The sequence below is a fragment of the Paenibacillus sp. MER 180 genome, from assembly GCF_023713665.1.
Taxonomy (GTDB): Bacteria; Bacillota; Bacilli; order Paenibacillales; family Paenibacillaceae; genus Paenibacillus_B; species Paenibacillus_B suaedae.
Genome location: NZ_JAMAVT010000024.1, coordinates 26270 through 51711 on the forward strand (window position 1 = coordinate 26270; position 25442 = coordinate 51711).

At 49.1% G+C, this 25442-nt stretch carries 20 protein-coding genes and 1 other annotated feature; of the genes, 2 read left to right on the plus strand and 18 right to left on the minus strand.

The genetic code is table 11. The features are described 5' to 3' along the window. Position 1: 1 nt before the first annotated feature. Both M3661_RS26410 and M3661_RS26415 read right to left on the minus strand, forming a co-directional pair. Positions 2–1387 (minus strand): bifunctional folylpolyglutamate synthase/dihydrofolate synthase, encoded by a 1386-nt coding sequence (locus M3661_RS26410; protein WP_251489959.1) that lies wholly within the window; start codon positions 1385–1387, stop codon positions 2–4. 93 nt (positions 1388–1480) lie between these two features. Beyond that, positions 1481–4117: a valine--tRNA ligase gene (locus M3661_RS26415; protein WP_175400611.1), complete on the minus strand. Its 2637-nt coding sequence runs from the start codon at positions 4115–4117 to the stop codon at positions 1481–1483. A gap of 190 nt (positions 4118–4307) precedes the next feature. After that, positions 4308–4600: a binding site (T-box leader), on the minus strand. Between the two features lie 423 nt (positions 4601–5023). Between M3661_RS26415 and M3661_RS26420 the strand changes: the two genes are divergently transcribed. Next, a complete protein-coding gene (locus tag M3661_RS26420) occupies positions 5024–5188 on the plus strand; it encodes a hypothetical protein (RefSeq protein ID WP_162833933.1) in 165 nt (54 codons plus the stop codon). A 99-nt stretch (positions 5189–5287) separates the two neighbouring features. Here the strand turns inward: M3661_RS26420 and M3661_RS26425 are convergent, their stop codons facing one another. From M3661_RS26425 to hemL, 3 genes are all read right to left on the minus strand, one after another. Next, the gene (locus tag M3661_RS26425) at positions 5288–6853 is read right to left on the minus strand and encodes a LysM peptidoglycan-binding domain-containing protein (protein ID WP_251489961.1); all 1566 of its coding nucleotides are present in this window, start codon (positions 6851–6853) and stop codon (positions 5288–5290) included. A gap of 143 nt (positions 6854–6996) precedes the next feature. Beyond that, a complete protein-coding gene (locus M3661_RS26430) occupies positions 6997–7884 on the minus strand; it encodes an RluA family pseudouridine synthase (RefSeq protein ID WP_251489963.1) in 888 nt (295 codons plus the stop codon). A 132-nt stretch (positions 7885–8016) separates the two neighbouring features. Continuing rightward, entirely contained in the window at positions 8017–9321 is a 1305-nt protein-coding gene (gene hemL / locus M3661_RS26435; protein WP_072731586.1) for a glutamate-1-semialdehyde 2,1-aminomutase, read from the minus strand. A gap of 78 nt (positions 9322–9399) precedes the next feature. Between hemL and M3661_RS26440 the strand changes: the two genes are divergently transcribed. Continuing rightward, positions 9400–10077, plus strand: coding sequence for a Crp/Fnr family transcriptional regulator (locus M3661_RS26440; protein WP_021252320.1), 678 nt, complete (start codon positions 9400–9402; stop codon positions 10075–10077). Between the two features lie 115 nt (positions 10078–10192). On the opposite strand, the gene hemB is transcribed toward M3661_RS26440, so the two are convergent. From hemB to M3661_RS26505, 13 genes are all read right to left on the minus strand, one after another. Beyond that, a complete protein-coding gene (gene hemB, locus M3661_RS26445; RefSeq protein WP_065292030.1) occupies positions 10193–11197 on the minus strand; it encodes a porphobilinogen synthase in 1005 nt (334 codons plus the stop codon). A gap of 1 nt (position 11198) precedes the next feature. Next, positions 11199–12785 (minus strand): uroporphyrinogen-III C-methyltransferase, encoded by a 1587-nt coding sequence (gene cobA / locus M3661_RS26450; RefSeq protein ID WP_251489965.1) that lies wholly within the window; start codon positions 12783–12785, stop codon positions 11199–11201. A gap of 5 nt (positions 12786–12790) precedes the next feature. Then, the gene (gene hemC / locus M3661_RS26455) at positions 12791–13723 is read right to left on the minus strand and encodes a hydroxymethylbilane synthase (protein ID WP_251489967.1); all 933 of its coding nucleotides are present in this window, start codon (positions 13721–13723) and stop codon (positions 12791–12793) included. A 33-nt stretch (positions 13724–13756) separates the two neighbouring features. Further along, a complete protein-coding gene (locus M3661_RS26460) occupies positions 13757–14404 on the minus strand; it encodes a precorrin-2 dehydrogenase/sirohydrochlorin ferrochelatase family protein (RefSeq protein WP_251489969.1) in 648 nt (215 codons plus the stop codon). Between the two features lie 3 nt (positions 14405–14407). Further along, positions 14408–15235, minus strand: coding sequence for a cytochrome c biogenesis protein CcsA (gene ccsA, locus M3661_RS26465; protein WP_021252325.1), 828 nt, complete (start codon positions 15233–15235; stop codon positions 14408–14410). 27 nt (positions 15236–15262) lie between these two features. After that, positions 15263–16648: a glutamyl-tRNA reductase gene (gene hemA, locus M3661_RS26470; protein WP_174811270.1), complete on the minus strand. Its 1386-nt coding sequence runs from the start codon at positions 16646–16648 to the stop codon at positions 15263–15265. Between the two features lie 196 nt (positions 16649–16844). Next, positions 16845–17384: an S-adenosylmethionine decarboxylase gene (locus tag M3661_RS26475; protein WP_065292024.1), complete on the minus strand. Its 540-nt coding sequence runs from the start codon at positions 17382–17384 to the stop codon at positions 16845–16847. Between the two features lie 151 nt (positions 17385–17535). After that, positions 17536–17934, minus strand: coding sequence for an adenosylmethionine decarboxylase (gene speD / locus M3661_RS26480; RefSeq protein WP_021252328.1), 399 nt, complete (start codon positions 17932–17934; stop codon positions 17536–17538). Positions 17935–18272: 338 nt separating this feature from the next. Further along, positions 18273–18857: a non-ribosomal peptide synthetase module gene (locus M3661_RS26485; RefSeq protein ID WP_065292023.1), complete on the minus strand. Its 585-nt coding sequence runs from the start codon at positions 18855–18857 to the stop codon at positions 18273–18275. Positions 18858–19014: 157 nt separating this feature from the next. Then, positions 19015–19608: a ribosome biogenesis GTP-binding protein YihA/YsxC gene (yihA, locus tag M3661_RS26490; protein WP_021252330.1), complete on the minus strand. Its 594-nt coding sequence runs from the start codon at positions 19606–19608 to the stop codon at positions 19015–19017. Between the two features lie 119 nt (positions 19609–19727). Beyond that, positions 19728–22064 carry an endopeptidase La gene (gene lon / locus M3661_RS26495; protein WP_174808179.1) on the minus strand — a complete coding sequence of 779 codons (2337 nt, stop codon included), beginning with the start codon at positions 22062–22064 and terminating at the stop codon, positions 19728–19730. 96 nt (positions 22065–22160) lie between these two features. Then, positions 22161–23897, minus strand: coding sequence for an ATP-dependent protease LonB (lonB, locus tag M3661_RS26500; protein WP_065292021.1), 1737 nt, complete (start codon positions 23895–23897; stop codon positions 22161–22163). A gap of 102 nt (positions 23898–23999) precedes the next feature. Continuing rightward, a complete protein-coding gene (locus M3661_RS26505; RefSeq protein ID WP_175400529.1) occupies positions 24000–25415 on the minus strand; it encodes an alanine/glycine:cation symporter family protein in 1416 nt (471 codons plus the stop codon). Positions 25416–25442 lie beyond the last annotated feature (27 nt).

Consider the following 25442-nt stretch of genomic DNA (forward strand, 5'->3'; position numbering starts at 1 on the left):
CTCACCAACCCTTTTCAGATTCGGTCCGATGCAGAACGAAAGAACGCACGTCTGCAATCAGATATAATGTCCCCGTAACTACTGCTAAATCTCCTGGCTCTGTCATCGCTTGTAGCTGTTCCAAAGCCTTATGCCAATCCGGCTCTACAAGAATGGTTGGACATTGTATATCGCCCTCGCCCTCCATCACCTGCTCGGCAATATGCTTCAAGCTCTCCGCATCCATCTTCTTGCGGAAATCTGGTTCTGTAAAAATAACGGTATCTGCTAAAGGTAGTATATGTCGTAGAACATCGGGATGATGCTTTGTCGACAGCATACCCATCATAATATGAAGCCGTTCATACCGGTACGTATCGCGCAGCGCTTGCGCAAGCGTTGCTGCCCCCTCCGGATTATGCGCTCCATCGAGCAGCATGCGAGGCTTCTCGCATACCATCTCTAAGCGCCCTGGCCATGCTGCACGCTTCAGCCCTTCTTGCGTGGTAGCATCCTCTAACATGAAAGCCATATATTGTCGCAGCACTTCAAGCGCCATTAATGAGGCAGCCGCATTCTTCAACTGATGTGCCCCGTTCATCGTAAGCGACATTCCTTCCATCGAACGGAAAGGGCCGAAGAATGTGAAGTTCTGTTCATTTTCAATCGCATGGAGCAGTTCCACCCGGAACTGTTCGTTCATGACATACAGCGTAGATTGGTTTTTCTCAGCAGCCTGCTTAATCACTTTAAGCGCTTCTGGCTGCTCCACCGTCGTCACCGCTGGCACCCCTGGTTTAATAATTCCTGCTTTCTCGGCAGCAATCTTCTCAATCGTATCCCCAAGTATGTCCATGTGATCATGGCCGATATTCGTAATAATCGATACGATCGGCGTCACGATGTTCGTTACATCAAGCCGTCCGCCAAGTCCTGTTTCCCATACGACGACATCCGGGAACGTCACTGTCGCATAGTACATAATGGCGAGCGCAGTTGATACTTCAAACGTCGTCGGCGAACCGAGCGGCGTTTGTGCGATTTCATCCACCAACGGCTTCAGCTTGTTCACAAGTTGAAGCAGCGTATCTTCAGGAATGTCCTCGTTGTTGTACTTTAAACGATTCGTATACTTCTCAATATAAGGAGAAGTAAATGTGCCGACATCATATCCGTTAGCAAGCAGGACACTTGTTAACATCGCACAGGTCGAGCCTTTACCATTTGTGCCCGCAACATGAATGAACTTCAAGCGACGGTGCGGAGAACCTAACCGCTCCATCAACAGTTCGATCCGATCCAATCCAGGACGGATTCCAAAAGGAATTAAAGAATTAATCCAATCAATTGCGTCTTCTACCCGAACAAAAGGAAAATCGGTTGCTTCCGTCTCGCTTGTCGTAGGCATAGTTCCTCATCCTTTATCAGATGTCATTAAACGACCGAACCGGTATGAGACAGCGCTCACGTCCGGATCGGTCGTACATATCGCACAGGTTGTTTACGCTTCTTTCAATTCGGTAATACGCGCCAGTACTTTGTCTCTCTTCTCACTGTAATCACGCTGCTTGGCACGCTCTTCATCAATGACCGAAGCAGGCGCCTTCGCGATGAAGCCTTGATTAGCAAGCTTCTTATCGACACGCTCCACTTCTTTGTTCAGGTGCTCGACTTCTTTTTGAAGACGTGCAATCTCCTGATCAATGTCAAGAAGGCCAGCGAGCGGCAAGTACAACTCGGCTCCTGTCACAATAGCGGTCATCGCTTTGTTCGGAGCAGCAGCTTCTATGCTTACCTCCAGCTTCGAAGTACCGCAGAAGCGTTCCACGAACTCAAGGTTGTTCGTAATGTTCGCTTCTACCATACGATCAGTCGGCTTCACAATCAATTCTACCTTCTTGCTCATCGGAACGTTCACTTCAGCACGAATATTGCGTACTGCGCGAATCATATCCATAAGAAGTGTCATCTCGCGAACCGCCTCAGGCGCTTCGAATTCAGCACGGTATACTGGCCATTCCGCAAGTGTTACCGTCTCGCCGGAGTGCGGCAGATGCTGCCAAATTTCCTCTGAGATGTACGGCATGAACGGATGGATCATGCGCATTGTATGGTCAAGCACGTAAGCCAAAACGGATTGCGTCTTCTTCTTCGCTTGCTCATTCGAGCCATACAAGCTAAGCTTCGCAAATTCAATATACCAATCGCACAGATCATCCCAGATGAAGTTATTGAGTACACGGCCTGTTTCTCCAAACTCATAAGCATCCATCAAGCGTGTAATTTCGCGGGCAGTCTCGTTCATACGGTGGAGAATCCAGCGGTCAGCTGTGCCCAATTCGCCTGTGATGTCGATATCCGCATAAGTGAACCCTTCCAAGTTCATCAGAGCGAAACGGGATGCATTCCAAATCTTATTGGCAAAATTGCGAGCCTGTTCTACACGTTCCCAGCGGAAGCGCAAGTCTTGGCCTGGTGTACTGCTCGTCGAAATCATGAAGCGCATTGCATCAGCACCGTACTTCTCGATAACTTCAAGCGGATCGACACCATTCCCAAGCGATTTGGACATTTTCTTACCATCAGCATCACGCACCAAGCCGTGCATCAGCACATCCTTGAACGGAATTTCGTCTGTGAATTCCAACGCCGTAAAGATCATGCGGGATACCCAGAAGTAAATGATGTCATAGCCTGTAACGAGCACATTCGTTGGATAGTAGCGCTTCAGATCTTCTGTCTGTTCCGGCCATCCAAGTGTGGAGAACGGCCACAATGCAGAGCTGAACCATGTATCGAGTACATCTTCATCCTGCTTCAAGTGGTTGCTTCCGCATGACGTACATGCAGTCGCGTCTTCTTCTGCAACATGAATGTGTCCGCAATCCTCACAGTACCATGCAGGGATGCGATGTCCCCACCATAGCTGGCGGGAAATACACCAGTCGCGTACATTCTCAATCCAATGCAAATATGTCTTCTCGAAGCGATCAGGCACAAAATTAACACCTTTGCCAGACTTCTGTGCTTCGATTGCACGCTCCGCGAGCGGCTTCATCTTCACGAACCATTGCGTAGACAAATACGGCTCTACAACTGCGCCGCTGCGCTCGCTGTGACCAACTTGATGCACATGATCTTCAATCTTGATCAGCACGCCTTGTTCTTGCAAATCCTTCACGATCTGCTTGCGGCAATCTGCACGATCAAGCCCTTGATATTGACCAGCCAGCTCGTTCATTTTACCGGACTCATCCATTACCGTAATTTGCGGCAGTTGATGGCGGAGTCCCATTTCGAAGTCATTCGGATCATGGGCAGGCGTAATCTTAACCGCACCACTTCCGAAGTCTTTATCTACATAATCATCAGCAATGACCGGAATCTCTCTGCCAACAATCGGCAGTACCAACATTTTGCCAATCATATGCTTATAGCGCTCATCCTTAGGGTGTACAGCTACTGCTGTATCGCCAAGCATCGTCTCTGGACGTGTTGTCGCCACAGTGATTGTGCCGCTGCCATCCTTCAGAGGATATTGCAGGTGATAGAGATGCCCCTGCACTTCCTTATATTCAACTTCGATATCAGACAATGCCGTACGTGCTGCCGGATCCCAGTTGATAATATACTTACCGCGGTAGATGAGACCTTTCTCATAGAGCTTCACGAATACTTGGCGAACCGCACGAGACAGACCCTCGTCCAGCGTAAAGCGCTCACGGGAGAAGTCCAATGACAGTCCCATCTTCGCCCATTGCTCACGAATCGTATTCGCATACTTCTCTTTCCAATCCCATACACGCTCCAAGAATGCTTCACGCCCAAGATCATAGCGTGTGATTCCTTCTTCGCGCAGCTTCTGCTCTACCTTCGTCTGCGTTGCAATACCTGCATGGTCAGAACCTGGAAGCCACAAAGCATCATATCCTTGCATCCGCTTGAAACGAATCAAAATATCCTGCAATGTAAAGTCAAGTGCATGACCAATATGCAGCATACCCGTAACGTTCGGAGGCGGGATTACGATTGTGAATGGTTCAGCATCCTTACGATCACCTGCTTTAAAATACTCGCCTTTCATCCAGAAATCATACCATTTCTGCTCCGCTGCCTTCGGATCATACGTCGTAGGCATAGACAGTTGCTCTTGATTCTCTGCCAAGCAAATCCCTCCGTTACATAATCATGAGTATCTAATCGACAATGTTCAGCCTATATAATCGAAGCAAATCATACTGTTCGGTCCATGCATGCTTCTCTAAGCGTATAGCTCGGTATTTGCAAGGACAATTCGCTTACGTAGGCAAATAAAAAAACCTTACGCCGCAAAGGACGAAAGGTTTAGCTTCCGTGGTACCACCTTTATTCCGCTCCCAGTAAAGATCCTTACATCTTACAGATCGTGTGAGCGGCACTTCAGTTGCAAATAACGGCTGCGGCCGGCCTATTCTAGCGTATCCGGAACATGATGAACATCGTGTTCATACATTACCGTGACACGTTCAAAAGGGCAACTCCCAGGTGACTTCAGCGCGGGACAATCCTGCAGGCGTTGCACCGTGTCGCTCTGCTCTCTGTAAGGGGCCAATCGCTTACTAATCCTGTTCATAGTCTTTCAATCAGATCTTTATAAAAATAAACAATAACATTTACGATATATTGTACCTTCGCATACCGAGCGAGTCAATAGACCAAGCACAAAAGGATACCGACAAATGCTTTCCCTATTAGAGGATGTTCAAAAAGTCCGCTTTTGATCACGAAGTAAATCATGAAGTGGACTCGGCATCAAATCTTGAATTCAGCCGGGCCTAAGCAGATGCTTACGAAGTATGTTTCCTGCGGAAACATCTCAGGTGCTCATGTACCCAAAACGTACGCTCCGCTCCTCAGGCCCTAGCTTCATCCAACTGAGGCGTTTTGAAAAAACGCACATCGGAAGCATAAGCTTCGGTGCTGAAAACCGGCCTTTTTGAACTCGCACTATTAGTCATATCCTGTTTTTCATTTTTCATAACATGTACTATAGGAGGTGTTTTACATGGAACGGTGGTGGTGTCGTGTTCGAGGTTCCATTAAAGGGGTTCTTTTCCCCATCATTTGCTTGCAATTTGTTCGCACGCTGCTTCTGCCAACAGCATTTGACGTATTTTTGCTATTTGTATTATTCCTCATCTTCATTGGATTTTTGTGGGATGTATATTGAAGCTTGTACTCTTGTACAACTGCATGCAGACACAAAGAAACCCGTCGCTCATTGAGCCATACGGGTTTCTTGCCTATCTATTAGGAAGTGGAGATATCGTTACGAGGTGGGAATATACAGAACTTGCCCTTCGGATATATCCGATTCCGCTAAGCGGTTGTAGAGCGCAATTTCTCTCGAGTTCATGCAATAGCGGTCAGCAATTGTATCGAGTGTTTCAGAACGCTGCACAATACACAAGCGCACCTTCTTGAAAGCCCGCTCATCATCAATACGCTGCAGGAATAGCGACTGCCACTTTACTTCCTCACCAGTTGTCTCCTCATTCTTTGCTGCTAGCTGCGCTGCCTCTTCTTCCTTCTGGATACGTTCCAGTTCTTGAGACTCCCGCTTCTTCTGCAGCAACGAACTGAATCCAACTGGTTCCGCTGCTTCCGGCTCACTCGCTTTCGACTTGCCGATTGCAATCTTCATCTCTTGCTTGGAAGTTGCTGGAACATCCTCCGGCTCATTCAATGGAGTAGCTGCTTCAATATCGTCCCGCTCCACTTCCTGATTCGAGGCGAGCGATTCACCTTCACCCTCTGATTGAACAGCTGCATCTACTTCGATGGATTGCACGTTTTCCTTTCTCGCAACAGGCTCATTCGTATTTGCTTCATTCGAGAGGGTCGGTGAATGAGACTCCAACTGAGTCATTTTCGCTGCTGGCTCGTGTTCTGCGCTATCCGTGGCAGCACTTGCTCTGCCCGGCGCTCGCCCTGCTTCGCCTTGCCCCTCGGCACTCTGAACCTCTAACCGCTCCTCCTCATCTCGCGTCTCTCTAGCCCACTGAGAACCACTCCATGTGAGCGGAATACGTTCAGATTGGGGAGAATCTCCATCAAATGCATCATGATTGGTTTGTGCAGGCAGCAGCCTCTCCCCTTCGAATTTGCGAACCTCCACGTCTTCAGCAGCTCGATCGAAGTTCTCTTCCAACTCTTCTTCTGCCTGATCCTCCATCTGTTCCTCTGCCTGTTCTTCTGTTTGTTCTTCTGTTTGTTCTTCTTGCTCCTGTTCCTCCGAAGCCCTAACAGGACTGAAATCTCTATAATCAGCTTCTGTTTCTACTTTCGATTCAGTCGCAACTTCCGATTCAGTTGCAACTTCTTCAGTCCCATGCTCTGCTGATTTCGTGAACGCCGGTGTATATGTACCGTAGTCACGCAGCCACGCTGGCTCTTCCCCATCGTGCTCGAGCTCCGTTTGATGTACAACTGTAAATTGCTCCGGCTCCCAAGCCGCAGGCTCTATACTTTCCATTGAGATGCCGCGCAGCGATAAAATTCCTGTAATATTTAATGTACGTGTTGATAAAAGGTCTACATCGAAGTGCTCAATATCGACCGAAATATCATCCAAGCTGCGCACCCGATTTAAGGGGAGTGTGATTTCAACAGGGATCCAATGCTCAAGCGAATGACTGCTGCGCAGTTCATCAGCACCTACATATGCCCCAGCCAGCAGCAAGCTGCCACGCACTGTCACCTGGTCACCAGCAGGAATGACCTGAATGTGCGGTGTCAACTCCACTTCTTCCAATTGATCAATGCCGACTACTTCGTCGGACAAGTGCACACGTTCATAAATATCAAAGCGCAATCCATATGATTCTTCGCTCACAGACCGCTCCTCCTCCCGCAGTTCATATGCCATCTTCCCTTGTGACCAGCGTACATGCGATATGGCAACGATGTTAAGCTACAGTCGCAAAGTCAGACTCGTATCACTACTTCATCTATATGGGAGGAAAGAGAGGAGCATGACTATATTTTTTGCCGCAAGCGCAACATGTCCTCAGGCCACGGGGCGTCTACAACAATCTGTTCTCCTGACAGCGGATGGATGAAGCGCAAACTCTCCCCATGAAGCGCTTGTCTGCTAATGAGCTTGCCATCGCCCCCATATTGCGTATCTCCCGCAAGCGGATGCCCCTTCGCACTCATATGCACCCGAATTTGATGTGTCCGACCCGTCTCCAGCGTTAGGCGCACGAGGGACAGTTCTGAGCCGGGCCGCAGTGTTTCATAGTGGGTAATCGCAGGAGCTCCACTATCGCTTACCCGATATTTGCCGCGATGATGACGATCCTTCCCTATTGGCGCATCTACCGTTCCAGAAGCCGGCGTCAGCGTTCCCTGAACAATCGCATGATAGATGCGCTCAATCTTCTTCTCGCGCATCATCTCATCCAGAATCACTTGTGTACAAGGCTGCTTCGCGTACAGCACCGGCCCGGTTGTATCAACATCTAAGCGATGTATATGCAGCACCTTGGAAGCCTGCCCCGTCCATAGATAGTGGCATGCCACAGCATGGGCAAGACTATCCCGCCTCTTATCCTGCTCCGGTGTCGTTGGATGAACCGCCATACCTGCAGGCTTATATACAACCAAGCAAGCATCATCTTCATACAGCACCTCGGCAGGTGCGTCAGCGGGCTCATAAGCATCCGCTTCAGCAACAAACCATTTCACACGCAGCCTATCTCCTGCAGTGCGAATATCTCCCGCATGATTCATTCTATGAACGAATTTTTTTGGCAAACGTAGCTCGCTAATCAGCCATGCCAGTGTAGATTGTTCATCTTGAAGCGAAGCTTTGCCGGGCATGAATTCTATCCATTCTCCTTGGCGTCTCCAATATCGTGTCACGACGCATCTCCTCCGTTCCTATCCATTTCAAAGCCCGGCACTCCACTTCTAACGCGGAATCGCCGGGCTCGTATTCGTCCTATTTATGTGTATAGATTGACCATACCATCCTATATTCAAGCCTGCATATACTTAGATTGATTTCTTTAGCGCAGCATAGTTGGCTTGAATTGTAAATTCAATGTCCTCATCGGTATGAGCCGCCGACACAAACATCCCCTCGAATTGCGAAGGCGCTACATTAACCCCTTCATCGAGTAGATGCTTAAAGTACGTACGGAACAGCTCTTGATTGGACGTGCGAGCCGTATCAAAATTCGTTACCGGCTCATTCGTAAAGAACGGGCATACCATCGAGCCAACACGGTTGATTGTACACGGCACTCCCAGTTCTTGCGCATTGCGGATAAAGCCTGCCTCAAGCTTGGCACCCTTACGATCCAATTCCGCATACACCTCCGGCGTAAGCAAAGACAATGTCGTATAACCGGCAGCCATCGCCAGCGGGTTGCCGCTAAGCGTACCTGCTTGATAGATCGGGCCACTCGGTGCAATTTGCTCCATGTACTCGCGTTTGCCTCCGTATGCACCTACTGGCAGTCCACCGCCGATAACTTTGCCGAAGCAAGTCAAGTCCGGTGTGACGCCAAACAACCCTTGCGCACAGCTGTAGCCCACACGGAATCCTGTCATAACCTCATCGAAAATAAGCAGACTTCCATATTGCTCCGTCAAATGCCGCAGGCCTTCCAAGAACCCTTCCTGAGGTGGTACAACCCCCATATTGCCCGCAACCGGCTCTACAATGACACAGGCAATATCTTCGCCATATCGATCAAAGGCCAGCTTCACTGCTTCCAGATCATTATACGGAACCGCAATCGTATTGCTGGCAACCCCTTCAGGCACCCCCGGGCTGTCTGGTAGTCCCAATGTCGCTACACCCGAACCAGCCTTGATGAGCAGGCTGTCTCCATGACCATGGTAGGAGCCCTCGAATTTCACAATCTTACTCCGCTTCGTAATACCGCGCGCCAATCGGATTGCACTCATCGTCGCTTCCGTTCCGGAATTCACCATACGAACGATGTCTACGGAAGGTACACGCTCACATACCAGTTTCGCCATAGCCGTCTCGATCTCCGTAGGCGCACCGAAGCTTGTCCCCTTCGCTGCCGTCTCTTGGATCGCACGCACGACTTCGGGATGCGCATGACCCATAATTAGCGGCCCCCATGAGCATACATAATCTACGAATACATTGCCATCGATATCATACAGCCGGGATCCTTCCGCCCGTTCAATATAAGCAGGTGTCAGACCGACGGATTTGAATGCGCGTACAGGGCTGTTCACACCGCCAGGTATGTATTTCTTTGCTTCTGCAAATGCTGCCTGCGAACGTGTGTCTACACGGCCAGATTTTTTTTCAGACATGTTGGTTGCTCCTTCTTATTTATTCCTCTGTTCTATGTTACACTAATAAAAAATCGGCTTGGCAAAGAGGGGAAAGTCATGATTGAATTGCTCAAACGCGTCCCACTGTTCTCTGATTTGACTGATGAACAGCTGGAAATCGTATCGTCCATCACATCCCGCCGGGAGTATGCCCCACATACGATCTTGTTCCAGCAGGGAGATCCAGGGCACACATTCTGCATCGTATTTCGCGGTGCCGTCAAAGTATACACATCCAACAAGAAAGGCCAGCAGAAGATCCTCTCTGTCTTTCAGAGCGGCGACAACTTCGGTGAACTTGCGCTTATTGATGGCAAGCCGCGTTCTGCAACAGCAGAGACATTAGAGGATACGGTTCTCTTTACCGTCACATCCGAGAGCTTCCACTTACTGCTGCGCGCCCACTACGATATTGCGAAGCAGGTTATGATTCAACTATGCGGTCGACTGCGCTCGACGAACGGATATGTCTATGACTTAACGTTCTTAGATGCACCAAGCCGCATCGTAAAGAACATCGTTCGCATCGCTCAGCAACAAGGCGAGCGCCGCGGAGATAAAATCTACATCCGTGCCGCCTTCGACGCTGATGCCATGTCAGGTCTTGCTGGCGTACATCGGAACGTATTAGAACAAGTGATTCGTGATCTCGAGCATCAGCGTATCCTGACGCTGCAGCCGACCGAATACACGCTGGACGTATCCCGACTGTTCCAGAGTCCTTACGTTAGCTAGCTCCATACATCGGGTAGACAAGCTCCCCGTCGGCACATTCAACGAACTTTGCCACGGGGAGTTTGCTATTTATACAGAAGTCGCTTCTTTTAATCAAGCCCCACTGCAACAATTGTTACGCTCGCTCAGACAGCCAACGTGCAGCATCCTTCGCATGATACGTAATAATCATATCTGTTCCCGCGCGCTTCAGACCAAGCAGCAGTTCGCTCACAATAGCGCGTTCATCAACCCATCCAAGCTTGCTCGCTGCCTTCACCATGGAATACTCGCCGCTCACATTGTAAGCCACTAGCGGCAAATCGAATTGATCCTTCATCACACGGATAACATCCATGTATGCCATGGCTGGCTTCACCATAAGCATGTCCGCGCCTTCCAGAACGTCCTCTTCTGCTTCACGAATTGCTTCGCGCACATTGGCAGGATCCATCTGATAAGTCTTGCGATCACCGAATTGAGGCGCGGAATGAGCCGCATCTCGGAATGGACCATAGAATGCCGATGCATACTTCACCGAATAGGACATGATCGGCACATCATGATAACCTGCCTCATCAAGACCTGCACGAATCGCATGCACGAATCCATCCATCATATTGGATGGCGCTATAATATCAGCCCCCGCTTCTGCTTGAGACACCGCCGTACGCACTAAGTACTCGAGCGACTCGTCATTATCAATCTCGCCTACCTCGCATCCATTCACTTCATGCACATGAACCATTCCACAATGCCCATGATCGGTATATTGGCATAGACATGTATCCGCAATAATAAGCAGGTCAGGGTGAGCCGCCTTAATTCGTCTTGTCGCTTGTTGGACGATTCCATCCGCGGCGAATGCAGAGCTTCCGACAGCATCCTTCGAAGCTGGGACACCAAACAGCACAATAGCTGGTATACCCAACTGAGCAATTTCGTCTATTTCTTCATCCATACGGTCAAGGGAGAAATGATAAACTCCCGGCATGGAGCTAATCTCTTCCTTAATCCCTGTACCATGCGTCACAAATATAGGCATAATCAAGTCATTGACTGTCAATACAGTCTCGCGAACCATATTGCGGAGAGCTGCCGTCTTCCGTAGGCGGCGTAATCTTGTAGTTGGAAATACCATGTTAGCAACCTCCTTGAATGTGTATATGCGCCTTGTCAGCACTGCTAAGTCTGCACATTTCGTCCACCATACTGCTAATGGTAGATCGTTCTGCGACTGCAGCAACCTGCAAGCCTGCATCACGCGCCGTGCGCGCTGTAATCTCCCCGATGCACACCACTTGAGCGCCACTCAGCTTCGCTACAGGGTCAGGAACCCCCATGCGTCCGAGTGCGGCGATCAGGTTCGTAACCGTCGAGGAACTTGTAAACGTAATCAGATGAATCGCGTTCTCTTCCAGCAATTCCACTAAATAAGGATCATCGTACTCAGGCAGCACAGTCTCGTACAAATCGACCTCATCCACAAGCAGGCCATGCTGCTGCAGCATCTCCTTCAGCCAAGGGCGCGCCAGATCACCCCGCGCAAGAAGCACGCGTTCTTCTGGCGAGATTAATGGACGAAGGGCATCCCATACCCCTTCTTGGCTATACTGAGCAGCAGATACATCTGGCTGCACTCCATATTCGCGAAGCGCTTCAGCAGTCTTGGGGCCTACCGTTACGATTCGTACATTCGCCCATTGGCGAATATCCTGTCCTTGCTCCTGCAAGTGTTGGAACCAATACTTGACGCCATTCACACTCGTCAGAACTAGCCATTGATATTGCTGTGCATGGATAAAAGCCTGATGAATCGCTTGCTGTTTCCCATGAGAGACAGGCGCCCGCATCTCAATGACGGGATATTCATACGTCTCCCCTCCAAGCTGTTCAATGGGCTTAACAAGCTCGCTAGCCTGCGAACGACTCCTCGTGACAAGTACTCTCTTACCGAACAGCGGGCGCTCCTCTGCCCAAGCTAGCTGTTCTCGCAGCTTCACGACATCCCCCACAACAATGACTGCCGGCGACTCGAAGCGAGCACGCTCTGCCTCATCCGCAATCGTCGCTAGAGTCCCTACGAGCGTGCGCTGCTCAGCCCTTGTTCCCCAGCGCACTAATGCAACAGGCGTATCCGCTGCCCGCCCGTGACTCATCAATCGTTCGGCTATTACACGCAGCTTGCCGATACCCATAAGGAACAGCAAAGTTCCAGCAGATTGGGTCATCTGCTCCCACTCGATGAACTCATCCAGCTTGTCCGGGTTCTCATGACCAGTCACTACACAAAAGGAAGATGCGTAGTCCCTGTGAGTCACAGGGATGCCCGCATACGCAGGAACCCCAACAGCGGAGGTGACACCCGGAACGATCTCATACGGAACTCCATGCTGCTTCAGTACAGCTACTTCTTCTCCCACTCTACCGAACACACAAGGATCGCCCCCCTTTAAGCGAACAACCTTGTTTCCTTCCTGAGCTAAATCAGCAAGCAGTTGGTTAATATCCGCCTGCTTCATCGCATGTCGATCAGGCAGCTTGCCTACATAGATTTTGCGAGCGCCTTGCTTCATATATCTGAGCAATTGAGGGCTAGAGAGACGATCATAGACAACAACATCTGCTTCCTGCAAACAATTCATGCCTTTGACCGTAATCAATCCCACATCACCTGGCCCAGCGCCTACCAGATAGACAATACCTATTTCAGAGGAATGCCGTTCCATTCATATCAGCCCCTTAATTGGGATAGCATTTGTTCCGCTCCTCGGTCCAGCAGCCGCTCAGCAACTGCAATGCCAAGTTCCTCTGGTTGTCCACCTTCCATTGTGTCACTCAAAATCATATTCTCTTCCGCAGATCCAACAAGACCTGTTAAGCGTATCGTGTCATCTGCTTTATGAAGCTCTGCATACGCTCCGATCGGCACTTGGCACCCGCCATTCAAGCGGCCTAAAAAAGCCCGCTCCGCCTGAACGGTACGAGCAGTATCTACATCGTGATAACGCGTAAGCAGCGACAATACTTCCTCATCATCTGCACGGCATTCAATCCCCAATGCCCCTTGCCCTACCGCTGGGAGACACAGTTCTGTCGGCAAATAGGATGTGATACGATCCTGCCATCCCATCCGATGAAGTCCTGCTGCAGCAAGAACGATTGCATCGAATCCTTCCGTCTCTAGCTTCTTTAACCGTGTATCAATATTGCCGCGCAATGGCTCGATCTGCAAATCCGGTCTATGCGCCTGCAATTGACAAGCTCTGCGCAGGCTGCTCGTGCCTACCTTCGCACCTATAGGCAAATCCTCAATCGAGGTGCCAGACTTCATAATCAAGCAATCTCTTGGATCTTCCCGCTTGGGCACAGCGCCAACCGTCAGTCCATCCTGAAGTTCCCAAGGCATGTCCTTCATGCTGTGAACCGCGATATCCACTTCCTTATCCATTAACGCTTGTTCAATCTCCTTCACGAACAACCCTTTGCCGCCAACCTTGGACAAGGTGACGTCCAGGATGCGATCTCCTTTCGTTACGATCTTCTTAATTTCGAATCGGAACGGAAGGTTGTTCTCTTTGCAAATGGTCTCCAACGCCGCAATCACATGCCCGGTCTGCGTCAATGCCAAGGCGCTCTGCCTTGTCCCAACAATGATAGTACGCATCTAGTTCCCCTCCTGCTTGCCTATAGTATTCATTCATTTATTGATATTTGCGAGCCACGCCATGACCCAGTCCTCCCATTTGGGAAGTGTGACATTACATTCATAGGCCCGCCAGCATTCTTCTGCATAGTGCCGCATTGCTCGCTGGCGATCTACCGTGTCTGGCAGCACATCATGCGAAGCCTTGCGTGCGTGCAGCAGCATCTCCGCTACTTGCGCCAACTCATCGTCCATTAACTTGGACAGCTTGGCTAATATGCTTCTCGTCAAGGTTGGACTAGCGCCGCCAGTTGATACAGCGAGATGAACATCTCCGTGCTGCACCGTCCCAGGATTGGCGAAGTCACTCTGTTCCGGACTATGAGCAATATTGATGAGCGCCCCACGGCGCCTCGCTTCCTCAGCTACTCGCTCATTCACTTCACAGTGATCTGTCGCAGCAAACACAAGCAGCGCTCCAATGGCGTCCCCCTCTTCATACTCTCTTGCGATATGAACAATGCTACCTTCATGGACAAAGTGCCAAAGCTCTGCAGTCAATACGGGACTGACCACTTTCACTTCAGCACCACTCGCCAGCAAGTGACGAACCTTGCGCGCAGCTACCTTGCCGCCGCCAATCACCGTACATGGCTTGCCAACAAGCTTCAGCATAATCGGATACAGAGGGGAATCTCCCATTCGCTACACTCCAATCCAGCGATGAAATGTCGACAATGAATTCAATGCGAAATTGAGCATCATTACCGCATAACATCCTAAATTCAACAAAGAAAGTCGAAATCCTGTTGAATCATTACGCGAGCGTTTCACAATATAAGAGCCATAGAATAAAAGCGCTAATAACGTAAACCATATCTTAAAATCAATCAGCAATTCCGTACGATTGTCGAGCAGAATAGCCCCAACTGCTACGGCAAGCGACAGTAAAATCATCGGAATGCCAATTACGACAGCCAGAAACGAAAAGCGTTCAATTCGTTCAAGACTAGGCAAGCGCCGCACTGCGTCAGACCATTGCTTGGCCTTCAGCTTATGATGAAGAAATACATACATGCCCGCGAATACGGCACTAATCGTCAGGGCCGCGAAACCAAAGGCTACAAGCGAGATATGGAAAGAGAGCAAATTGCGCATCATCTCCCATTCCTTCATCGATGCAGGCATTGTCGGGTCGTTAAGCATGTTCACGAGCAATAAGGCAAACCCAATAAGATTGACGAAAAAAACGATAAATTCGATATGAAAGAACCTGCTAATGACAATGGATACGGTCACGAGGAACCATGAAAATAAAAACATAAATTCAAAACTACTAAAAACGGGTACATCCTGATGCCTCACCATTCTCACAATCAAGAAGATCGTCTGAAGTACCCATACAAAAGTAAGAAGCCCTGCACCCATCCGCTTCGCTTTCCGATTGACTCCTACCACATCGGAAAAATAAAACAGAAGGCTCAGGGCGTATGTGTAGATAATCGCATCGTAAATCCAACTATTCGTAACCATCGATGCCTGCCGCCTCCTGTTCTTCCTCTACCATGTGACGGCTGCCCAAGACAGCACAGACTTCCCCCGCTCGGGTTCCGTATTTCGATTCACGGTGACTTGGGATGAGGGCTGTTCCTTGCCTCGCTCCTCCTTGCCACCTGCTTCTGGCTGCTCCAGTGCGAAAATTTGCGAAAATAACCGCAATGCCTCGTCCCCATTTTTCTCAGCGGCGAGCTCTTTAATTTGATTAATTGGGTCGTGCATCATTTGGTTCAACATGCTCTTCGTCAGACGGCGTATCAATTTTTCTTCCCGTTCAGACAGCTCGGGAAGCTTATTGAACAAGCTTTGCAGCGTATCCTGATGGATACGTTCTGCTTTGGACTGTAAAGACCGAATCATCGGAGTTACACCCAGCATTTTGAGCCAATGACGATGCTCCTCGAGTTCATCTGCGATGAAAGCTTCGATCTTCGCCGCTTCCTTGCGGCGACGTGCCAGATTGCTCTCCACAATACCTTGCAGATCATCGATATCATATAAGAATACATTCGACACGTCACTAATCGCCGGATCCAGGTCACGCGGCACGGCAATGTCAATGAAGAACAGCGACCGAGATTTGCGCCTGCTCATCGCCCGCTTCACATCATCCGCTGTCAGTACATATTCCTTCGAACCCGTTGAGCTAATCACAATATCAGCCTCAACCAGCATCTGTTCGGCCGCATCAAGCGTACCTGCCCGGCCGTTAAACTGCTTCGCCAGCTCTTCCGCGCGAGATAGGGTACGGTTTGCCACCATTACCTCCGCAGCCCCGTTGGCATATAAGTGCTTCACAGTCAGCTCGCTCATTTTGCCTGCGCCTAGAATGAGCACCTTCTTTCCTTGGAACGATCCGAATATTCGCTTGCCAAGCTCCACTGCGGCATAGCTGACCGATACCGCATTTTCGTTAATGCTTGTTTCGGCATGTGCTCTCTTCGCGAGTGTTATCGCCTGCTTAAATACTGTATTCAGCCACGTCCCGGTTACCCCTTCATTTTGCGCGAACAAGAAGGCATTACGGATTTGGCCTAAAATTTGCGTTTCGCCGATGACCATGGAATCCAAGCCGCAACTGACTCGGAACAAATGCTCGACAGCCTGATCATCTTCATATATATAGAGGTACGGTGTAAATTGCTGTCTGGAAATGCCGAACCACGTCTCCATAAAGCTGCGGATGAAGTGACCGCACATGTGCAATCTGTCGACAACCACATACAGTTCTGTGCGATTGCATGTCGACACCATCACGCATTCGAGCACGCTCTTCGTCTGTCTCAATTGTCTCAGCGCCTCTTGCCAATCACTTTCGGGCACCGCAAACTTCTCCCGAATTTCTACGGGCGCCGTACGATAGTTCATGCCGACGACGATGATGTGCATTCATTTCACCTGCTTTTCAAAATTTAGTACATTCTCAGATGATAATCATTATAACATAGATCAACAAGAACATTCGTTCGTAATTTGAAAATATTATGAAATGCATGTCAAATTTTAGTTTGTACGGGCTAACTGCACCTTATACTATCATTGCAACGCCCCAATGTCATTCTTTTTTTATGTACTTTTTGCCAGTTCACTTCGGTGTAAAATAAGATTCCAGCACTTCCTTCAAATCCTTGTCTGCGCTAACCAGTTCTTCACGCTTGGATGCGATCCATCCCCCGCTGCTGTTATAGACGAGCGCATAGCTGTCATAGAGTCGGGTCATTGCCTCAGCGCTCATGCTGATCATCTCTTTTTCACTGTCCGTTAATGGGCGATCGCCATTTAACTGCATCAATGTGATGGTTTCTACAACCTTATTTAGGCTTGGCAGCTCTGGCAGCTGCTTCTTCCCTGCCGCACGAACCAGTCTTTCATGTGCAAATGCTGCTGAATAAGCAACAAGCTTCAATTTTTGAAGTGGTTCTGTCGAGTCATATCGCGCCGCTTCCTGCAATGATCCTTTTAACAGGTTCGTTTGAAATTGAGCTACTTCGTACAGCATTTTAAGCGGATCGGACGCTTCTGCCTTCGGAGAGAATAAGTTGTACACTTGAATGGAAGGCCATATTAACAGCATGAACAACACAACCATCCATACGATACCGCCTCGAAATCGTCTAGGTCTCATCAGCATTCTCCTACTATATATGATTATGTATATAGCTTATGGAGCAACAAGTGGACAAATAACCGAGCTATGAGGTTGACTCTCTATAAGAATAAAAAAAGCCCGCTCCACCCTGTGCCAAGCACGAGGATGAGCGGGACTTTATTGTCGTTTATACCAATTCGGATACTTTCATATCCGGAGTAACCACTTGCAATTCGCCTAATCCGCGAATAAGTTTCTTCGCGTACGTTTTCTCCGGTTTCAACACAGAGACCAGGTAATCAATGGCTAGCTGCGGGTCTACTGTTTCTCCGCAAGTGTAACAATCGATTGCTGCAAATCCACGTTCAGGATAAGTGTGGATTGAAAGATGACTTTCTGACAACATAACTAGAACTGTTGCCCCTTGTGGGTCAAACTGTTTAGATTGAACAGACAAGACCGTTGCACCACACGCTTCAGCGGCTTCTACCAGTTGTGCTTCAAGCAATTGAGCATTGTTCAGCAAATCGAAGTCGACTCCCCACGTGTCAACAGCAACATGTCTTCCGAAAGTTGAGTATTCCATCTTTCGGTTCCCCCTTCCTAGGAATAAAATGTTTGAAAAAATAATTTCATCCGCTAGGACCTACGTCATTCACTTCCCGAGGGAAAAATCTCTCGCAACATGCAATGTCCTGAGTGAATCCTGGTTCCTATATTGTTTTCAACGAGATTAAAAATAACATCTTACTCACATAAATGCAACACTTTTTTATCCACTTATCCCCTGACTATTCCATTTTCCCTGTCTACTATATGGCGAAAGCCTCTAATAGGTGTCTAGTACGCCCGCCCAATATTCGCTGTAGAACAAAAAAAGAACTTAAGGCATACGCCTTAAGTTCTTTCATATTCAAGTGCCGCTCAGGCTTCCAAGATGAACAATTGCTTTGCCAGTGCTGTTAGCTGCTGATCTACAGCTTGAACCTCATCTGCTGACAGGCTTCGATTGCGCTTATCGAGCAAATTGTTGATGCGCTCCTTAATACTCGCAATTCGTATTTCTACATGTTCGTTACGATACATGTTATGCAAGTCCTGTACCGTATCCTTATGCTCGAAAATAACGCGAGGCTCTTCCTTCTGCTCTACAATCTTGCGAACAGCCCCATCTGCGTAATAATAAGTGATTGTAAATCCCGCAAAAATCCGATTGACTACCGCTTCGCCACGAAATGTCGCCACAAGCTTATGCATCACTTGTGTCAATTTCGGATGAACCAAGCGGCAAGACGTTACACAGACATACCGATTGCCTTGTTTCTCGAACAGGAATATGATCTCATCACCCTGGCCGTCCTCAAGAACCACCTCTTGATTACCGTTTTCTAATACTTTCACCCGCCCCACAATAGATTGCTTCGCGAGCGATTGCACAAATCGGGTCAATTGAGCTTCCGTTAACTGTAAACTGGCTTTCACATACTCTGTGGCTAACCGCCGAGCCATAAAAACTCTCCTTACCTGTATTCAACATATAATATTTATACATGTTTATTATACTACAGGGAGAATATGAATTCCTGTTCATGAGCCGCCATTTTATGGTGCATTTCGCAAAAAAACGGACTGAGGCCGGAACTACCCCGCTTTTTATCCAACATGCTTACGAATTAACGCTTGCATGCTGGTTAATAATGTCCCATAACTCTTCACGGCCTTGTCCTGTCTCCGCGGAGAACATGACAAACGGAGCATCCGATGACAACCCAAGGGTGGTACGAACTTGCTTCACATGCTTCGGAAGATGGTTTCTCGATATTTTATCAGCCTTCGTCGCAACCACACATACCGGGACGCCGTAATGCGTAAGCCAGTCATGCATCATGCAATCGTCTGCTGTAGGCGCATGGCGCAAATCAACAACCAGCAGCACAAGGCGAAGTGTCTCACGCTCTTGGAAGTACGCTTCAATCATGCGTCCCCACGCAGCGCGCTGCGTCTTCGATACCTTTGCATACCCGTATCCCGGCACGTCCACGAAATACATATTGTCATTAATGCGATAGTAGTTCAACTGCTGTGTCTTTCCCGGCTGCGAGCTTGTACGCGCCAAGTTCTTGCGCATAATCATGCGATTGATTAACGATGACTTCCCTACATTCGATCGGCCTGCCAGACCAATCTCCGGGAACCCGTCATCTGGATACTGTGCAGATCCAACAGCACTAATAATAAATTCAGCATTTGTTATTTTCATACGCGATTATCCTCACCTTACATTCTGTTCTGTCTATTGTACAATTGTACACGATTCCCGTCATTTCACAAAAAGAAAAACGGATGCGCTGCACGCGCATCCGTCTTGTTGCTATGCCATTATGATGAAGTCGCCTCCAGCAACGCATGCTGCAGCACTTCATCCATATGAGCTACTGGTATAAAGGTCAGCTCCCGCCGTACTGTATCCGGGATATCCGCTAGATCGCGTTCATTGTCATGCGGGAACAGAACCGTCTTGATTCCTGCACGAAGCGCGGCCAGCGACTTCTCTTTCAATCCACCAATCGGGAGTACTCTCCCGCGCAATGTAATCTCACCGGTCATTGCAACATCCTTGGATACATACCGATTAGTGAACGCCGATACAAGTGCCGTCGCAATTGTGATTCCGGCGGAAGGGCCATCCTTCGGAATCGCTCCTTCTGGGACATGGACATGAATATCCAGCTTCTCATGGAAGTCGGGCTCCAATCCCCACTGCGCCGCCTTCGAGCGGATGTAGCTAAATGCAGCCTGTGCAGACTCCTTCATGACATCGCCAAGCTTGCCTGTCAATTGCAGCTTGCCGGAACCAGGAACAACGGTAACCTCAATATTAAGCGTATCCCCTCCCGCTTCGGTCCACGCAAGACCTGTCACCGTTCCTATCTGATCATCTTGTTCTGCCAGACCATAGCGATATCGAGCTACACCTAAATATTCGGATAATTGCTGGGCGTGAATCTGTATGTCTTCCACCTGTTCAGATACAATTCGCTTTGCAGCCTTGCGGCATAGCGCAGCCAATTGCTGTTCCAGTTGACGAACTCCCGCTTCACGTGTATATTCACGAATCACTTTCAGAAGGCAGTCCTCTTGAACCGTCAGCTGATTCGCCTGCAATCCATGGGCTTCCTTCTGCTTCGGAAGCAGATGCCTGTTCGCGATTTCCAGCTTCTCAAGCTCCGTATATCCAGACAAGGACAGCAGTTCCATCCGATCTAGCAGCGGACGCGGTATATTGTGAACCGCATTGGCAGTTGTCACGAACAGAACCTTGGACAGGTCGACCGGGAGCTCAACGAAATGATCACTGAATGCATTATTCTGTTCTGGATCCAATACCTCCAGCAGTGCAGATGCCGGATCCCCACGGAAGTCAGATGCCATCTTGTCGATTTCATCAAGCAGCATTACTGGGTTCATCGTGCCCGCATTTTTGAGCGCCTGAACAATTCGTCCTGGCATCGCACCTACATAGGTACGACGATGACCGCGAATCTCCGCCTCGTCACGCACCCCACCTAACGAGATACGAACAAATTTCCGTTCAAGCGATTTCGCAATTGACCTTGCAAGCGACGTTTTCCCGACACCCGGCGGACCAACAAGGCATAGAATCGGCCCTTTCATTTCTTTGACTAGCTGCTGTACAGCCAAATATTCAAGGACACGTTCCTTCGGCTTCTCAAGTCCATAATGATCGGCCTCCAGAATGGATTCTGCCTTGCTCAGATCCAGATCATCCTCCGAGAGCTGAGCCCACGGAATCTGAAGCAGCCAATCGATATAGTTTCGAATCACCGAACCTTCTGCGGAAGAAGCCGGCATTTTCTCCAATCGATCGATTTCTTTGCCGATTTTCTCACGAACTTTATCCGGAGCCTCGAGCTCCTTCAATTGGGCACGCAGCTCCTCGGCCTCGCCCGTGCGGCCTTCTTTATCTCCCAATTCCTTCTGGATCGCCTTCATTTGCTCACGCAAATAGTATTCCTTCTGTGTCTTCTCCATCTGCTTCTTCACGCGCTGGCCAATCTTCTTCTCCATCTCCAGCACTTCGCTCTCATTATTGAGCAGCTCAAGCAGCTTATGCAGACGGGCTTTGCTATCCACCGTCTCCAGAAGCGCCTGTTTATCTTTGAGCTTGATGGACAAGTGGCTGGCGATTACATCCGCCATCCGCCCCGGTTCTTCGATGTCCGTTACGGAAGCTAGTGTCTCAGGCGACACCTTCTTCGACATTTGCACATAGTTCTCGAACTGGGTCAATGCCATGCGCATGAGCGCTTCTGTCTCTGAAGGATCACCCGACGTCTCTTCATGCAATACATGCACCTGAACCTCATAGAACTCCTCATTAGGCACATATTCAACGATCTCAGCGCGCTCAACACCCTCAACAAGCACACGTATTGTGTTATTAGGCAGACGTAACATTTGACGAACCTTCGCTATCGTGCCTATACGGAAAATATCATCCTGAGAAGGCTCCTCGATGCTGACCTCTGACTGCGTGCACAACAGCAGCAATTGATCTTCCAGCATCGCATGTTCAAGTGCCCGTACCGACTTATCGCGCCCCACATCCAAGTTCAACACCATGCTCGGGTACACGAGCAAGCCTCGTAGCGGGAGCAGAGGCAGGCGGCGGTCTTTGTTCGATTTAAGCCCCATCGTTCGGCACCCCCATGGCTATCATGATCTATCTAGTACATTGCATCCAACATTTTATCAAATGTTCAAGTAAAACACCAATTTTCCACAGGCCGATCAGCTATAGCTGCTCCCATCAGAAGAACTGCTATTCTTCTCCGATCCTTCTGCATGCAGCAACGGCAGCGAGGTGCCCACGGCACGTTCGAACGGTTGCGGCTTATGCTCTGCATCTCCCTTCCATTCACTGCCGAATGCATGTTGGAAGCCTTCCTCAATGTGTTCGACGGGTATGACTTGCACTCCATCCAAGCCTGCGAAGATATCCTGCCAATTCTCCTTCGGAATAAGCACGCGAGTTGCTCCTGCTTGAAAAGCCGCTTCCACCTTCGCAAGTACGCCGCCGACCGGCTTAATGCGCCCATGAAGACTGATTTCACCTGTCATCGCAAGCTTATTGTCCACAGGCCATCCATTCAATGCTGATGCGATGGCTATCGCCATTGCCATGCCCGCGGATGGACCATCTACTGGCGATCCGCCTGGGAAGTTAATGTGCAAATCGAAGTTGGATGTCTCATGTCCCAGGCTGCGAAGCACGGTCAATACGTTCTCAATAGACCCCTTCGCCATACTCTTGCGGCGCAGCGTTCGGCTTCCACCGCCCAGCTCTTCTTCCTCGACAACACCCGTAATTGTATACTTGCCGTGCCCACTCTTCACACGGATCGCACTCACTTCAATTTCCAGCAGCGCTCCCATGCTAGGACCGTACACAGCCAAGCCATTCACGAGACCAACCTGTGGTTCTGCGGGAACTTTGCGATCAGGACGCGGAGCAATCTGGCTGCTGTTGGCAACCCATTCTACATCAGCCGCATCAATCGATGTCCGCCCTTCTGACATCGCCAGTCCAGCCGACAGTTGGACAATATTCACCGCCTCACGCCCATTGGTCGCGTACTTCTTCACCATATCTACCGCTTCTGGCGAGTGCGGGAAGCCAATTTTCTTCAGCCCGTTTTCTGCAATAGCTCCGATTTCATCAGGAAGCAGCGGCCTGAAGTAGATTTCCATACAACGTGAACGAAGCGCTGGCGGGAGTTCTTGGGAAGAGCGGGTCGTCGCTCCCACAAGCCTGAAGTCCGCAGGCAATCCATTTTGAAAAATATCGTGAATATACGAAGGTACATTCGAGTCTTCCGAATTGTAATAAGCGCTCTCCAAAAATACTTTACGATCTTCAAGTACCTTCAACAGTTTATTCATCTGTATCGGATGAAGCTCACCAATCTCATCAATAAACAGCATGCCCCCATGTGCCTTCGTCACCGCTCCCGGCTTCGGCTGTGGAATCCCAGCGACTCCCATCGCACCAGCACCTTGATAAATAGGATCATGAACCGAGCCAATTAATGGGTCGGCAATGCCACGTTCATCAAATCTTGCTGTCGTCGCATCTATTTCAGTGAACTTGGATTCCATTGTAAATGGCGAGCTCGCATTCTTCTTCGCTTCCTCCAGCACTACTCTCGCAGCAGCCGTCTTACCTACGCCTGGTGGGCCATAGATGATCACATGCTGCGGGTTCGAACTGCACAAAGCAGCTTTGAGCGCCTTCAATCCATCTTTCTGCCCAACAATATCGCTCATGATCGCAGGTCTTGTCTTCTCTGCTAGCGGCTTCGTCAAGGAAATAGACCTTAGCTTGCGCAGCTTATCCATCTCCTTGCGCGATTCTCGATCAACAGCTGTGCGATTTCCTTTCTGACTGCGCAGCAGATTCCAGAAGTATATGCCAATAACTACGGCAAAGAACGCATTGATCAGCATCAATATTACGCTTAAATTCATCGTTTCATCCTCCCATAACGCCCTCGCAAGGACAAAAAAATCCGGCAAAGTTTACTACTTGGTAGTATTACCCTTTGCCGGATGCATTATAAGCGTATGCGATTATGAGTTATTATTTCTTTCCCAACATTCTGCATGCTTCAGTCCTGGAACAGAATCCGCATAGAAGACTGGCTCCTCGCCACGCTTACGCTGACCCATATAATCTTTCAAAGCCGCAAAAGCCACTTTACCAAGCAGCATAATGGAAATAAGATTAATGAACGCCATGAAGCCCATGAACAAGTCTGCCAAATTCCAAACTAGAGTCATCTTCGCAACAGAACCGAAGAGAACCATCGCTACAACACCTAACCGATAGGCAAGCATCCATCCCTTTTTCTTTGTAATGAATTCGATGTTGCTTTGACCGTAATAGTAGTTTCCAATAAGTGAAGTAAATGCGAATAAAAAGACAGCTAAGCCAATAAAAATGTGCGCCCAATCCCCAACCTGAGTCGCAAGCGCATGTTGAGTCAATCGAATGCCGTTCTGCTCGCCTGTCGTTGAAATCCCAGAAAACAGGATAATGAACGCTGTTGACGAACAAACAAGCAATGTATCGACGAATACCCCGAACGACTGGATCAATCCTTGCTTGACTGGATGACTAACATTGGCTGTCGCCGCTGCATTCGGAGCACTACCCATCCCGGCCTCGTTCGAGAACAGACCACGTTTAATTCCGTTCATCACCGCTGCGCCTACACCGCCAGCCAGCGCCTCCTCAAATCCAAAGGCATTTTTTATAATAGAAGCAAACACTTCCGGAATTTCGCTAAAATTGACCAGCATGACGAACAAAGCAATGGCCATATATGCTAGCGCCATGATAGGAACTACGGTCGCAGTAACCTGCGCAACCCGCTGAACCCCTCCGAATATCGTTGGGACAACAAGAACCGCCAAGATGATCCCCATCCAAATCGGATCCAAGTTAAATATATCTTGGAATGCTGCACTTGCAGTATTAGCCTGCACAGAGTTGAAGACGAATCCGAAACTGAAAATAATGAGGACTGCAAAAATAATGCCTAACCAACGTGCGTTCAACGCCCGTTCCATATAGTAAGCCGGGCCGCCTCTAAAATGCTTGCCATCACGCACTTTGTACACTTGTGCCAATGTCGATTCGACAAACCCCGAAGCCGCACCAATAATGGCAATCATCCACATCCAGAATACAGCGCCAGGGCCACCTAACGAAATAGCAATAGCGACTCCAGCCAAATTCCCCGTACCGACACGTGAGGCTGTACTCATTGCGAATGCCTGGAAAGAGGAAACGCCTTGCTTTTCACCGGATGGCTTTCCTTTATCCCGTCCCAAAATAAGACGGAATGTTTCTTTAATTGCAGAAAGCTGCACGAAGCCTGTGCGGAATGAGAAATATAATCCTGCTGTTACTAGGACAAATATAAGCATCAAATACCACAAATCATTAAACTTCCCGATCCAATCCTGAAGTTGATCGATCAATATATCGCACCTCTCTTATTGTCTAGT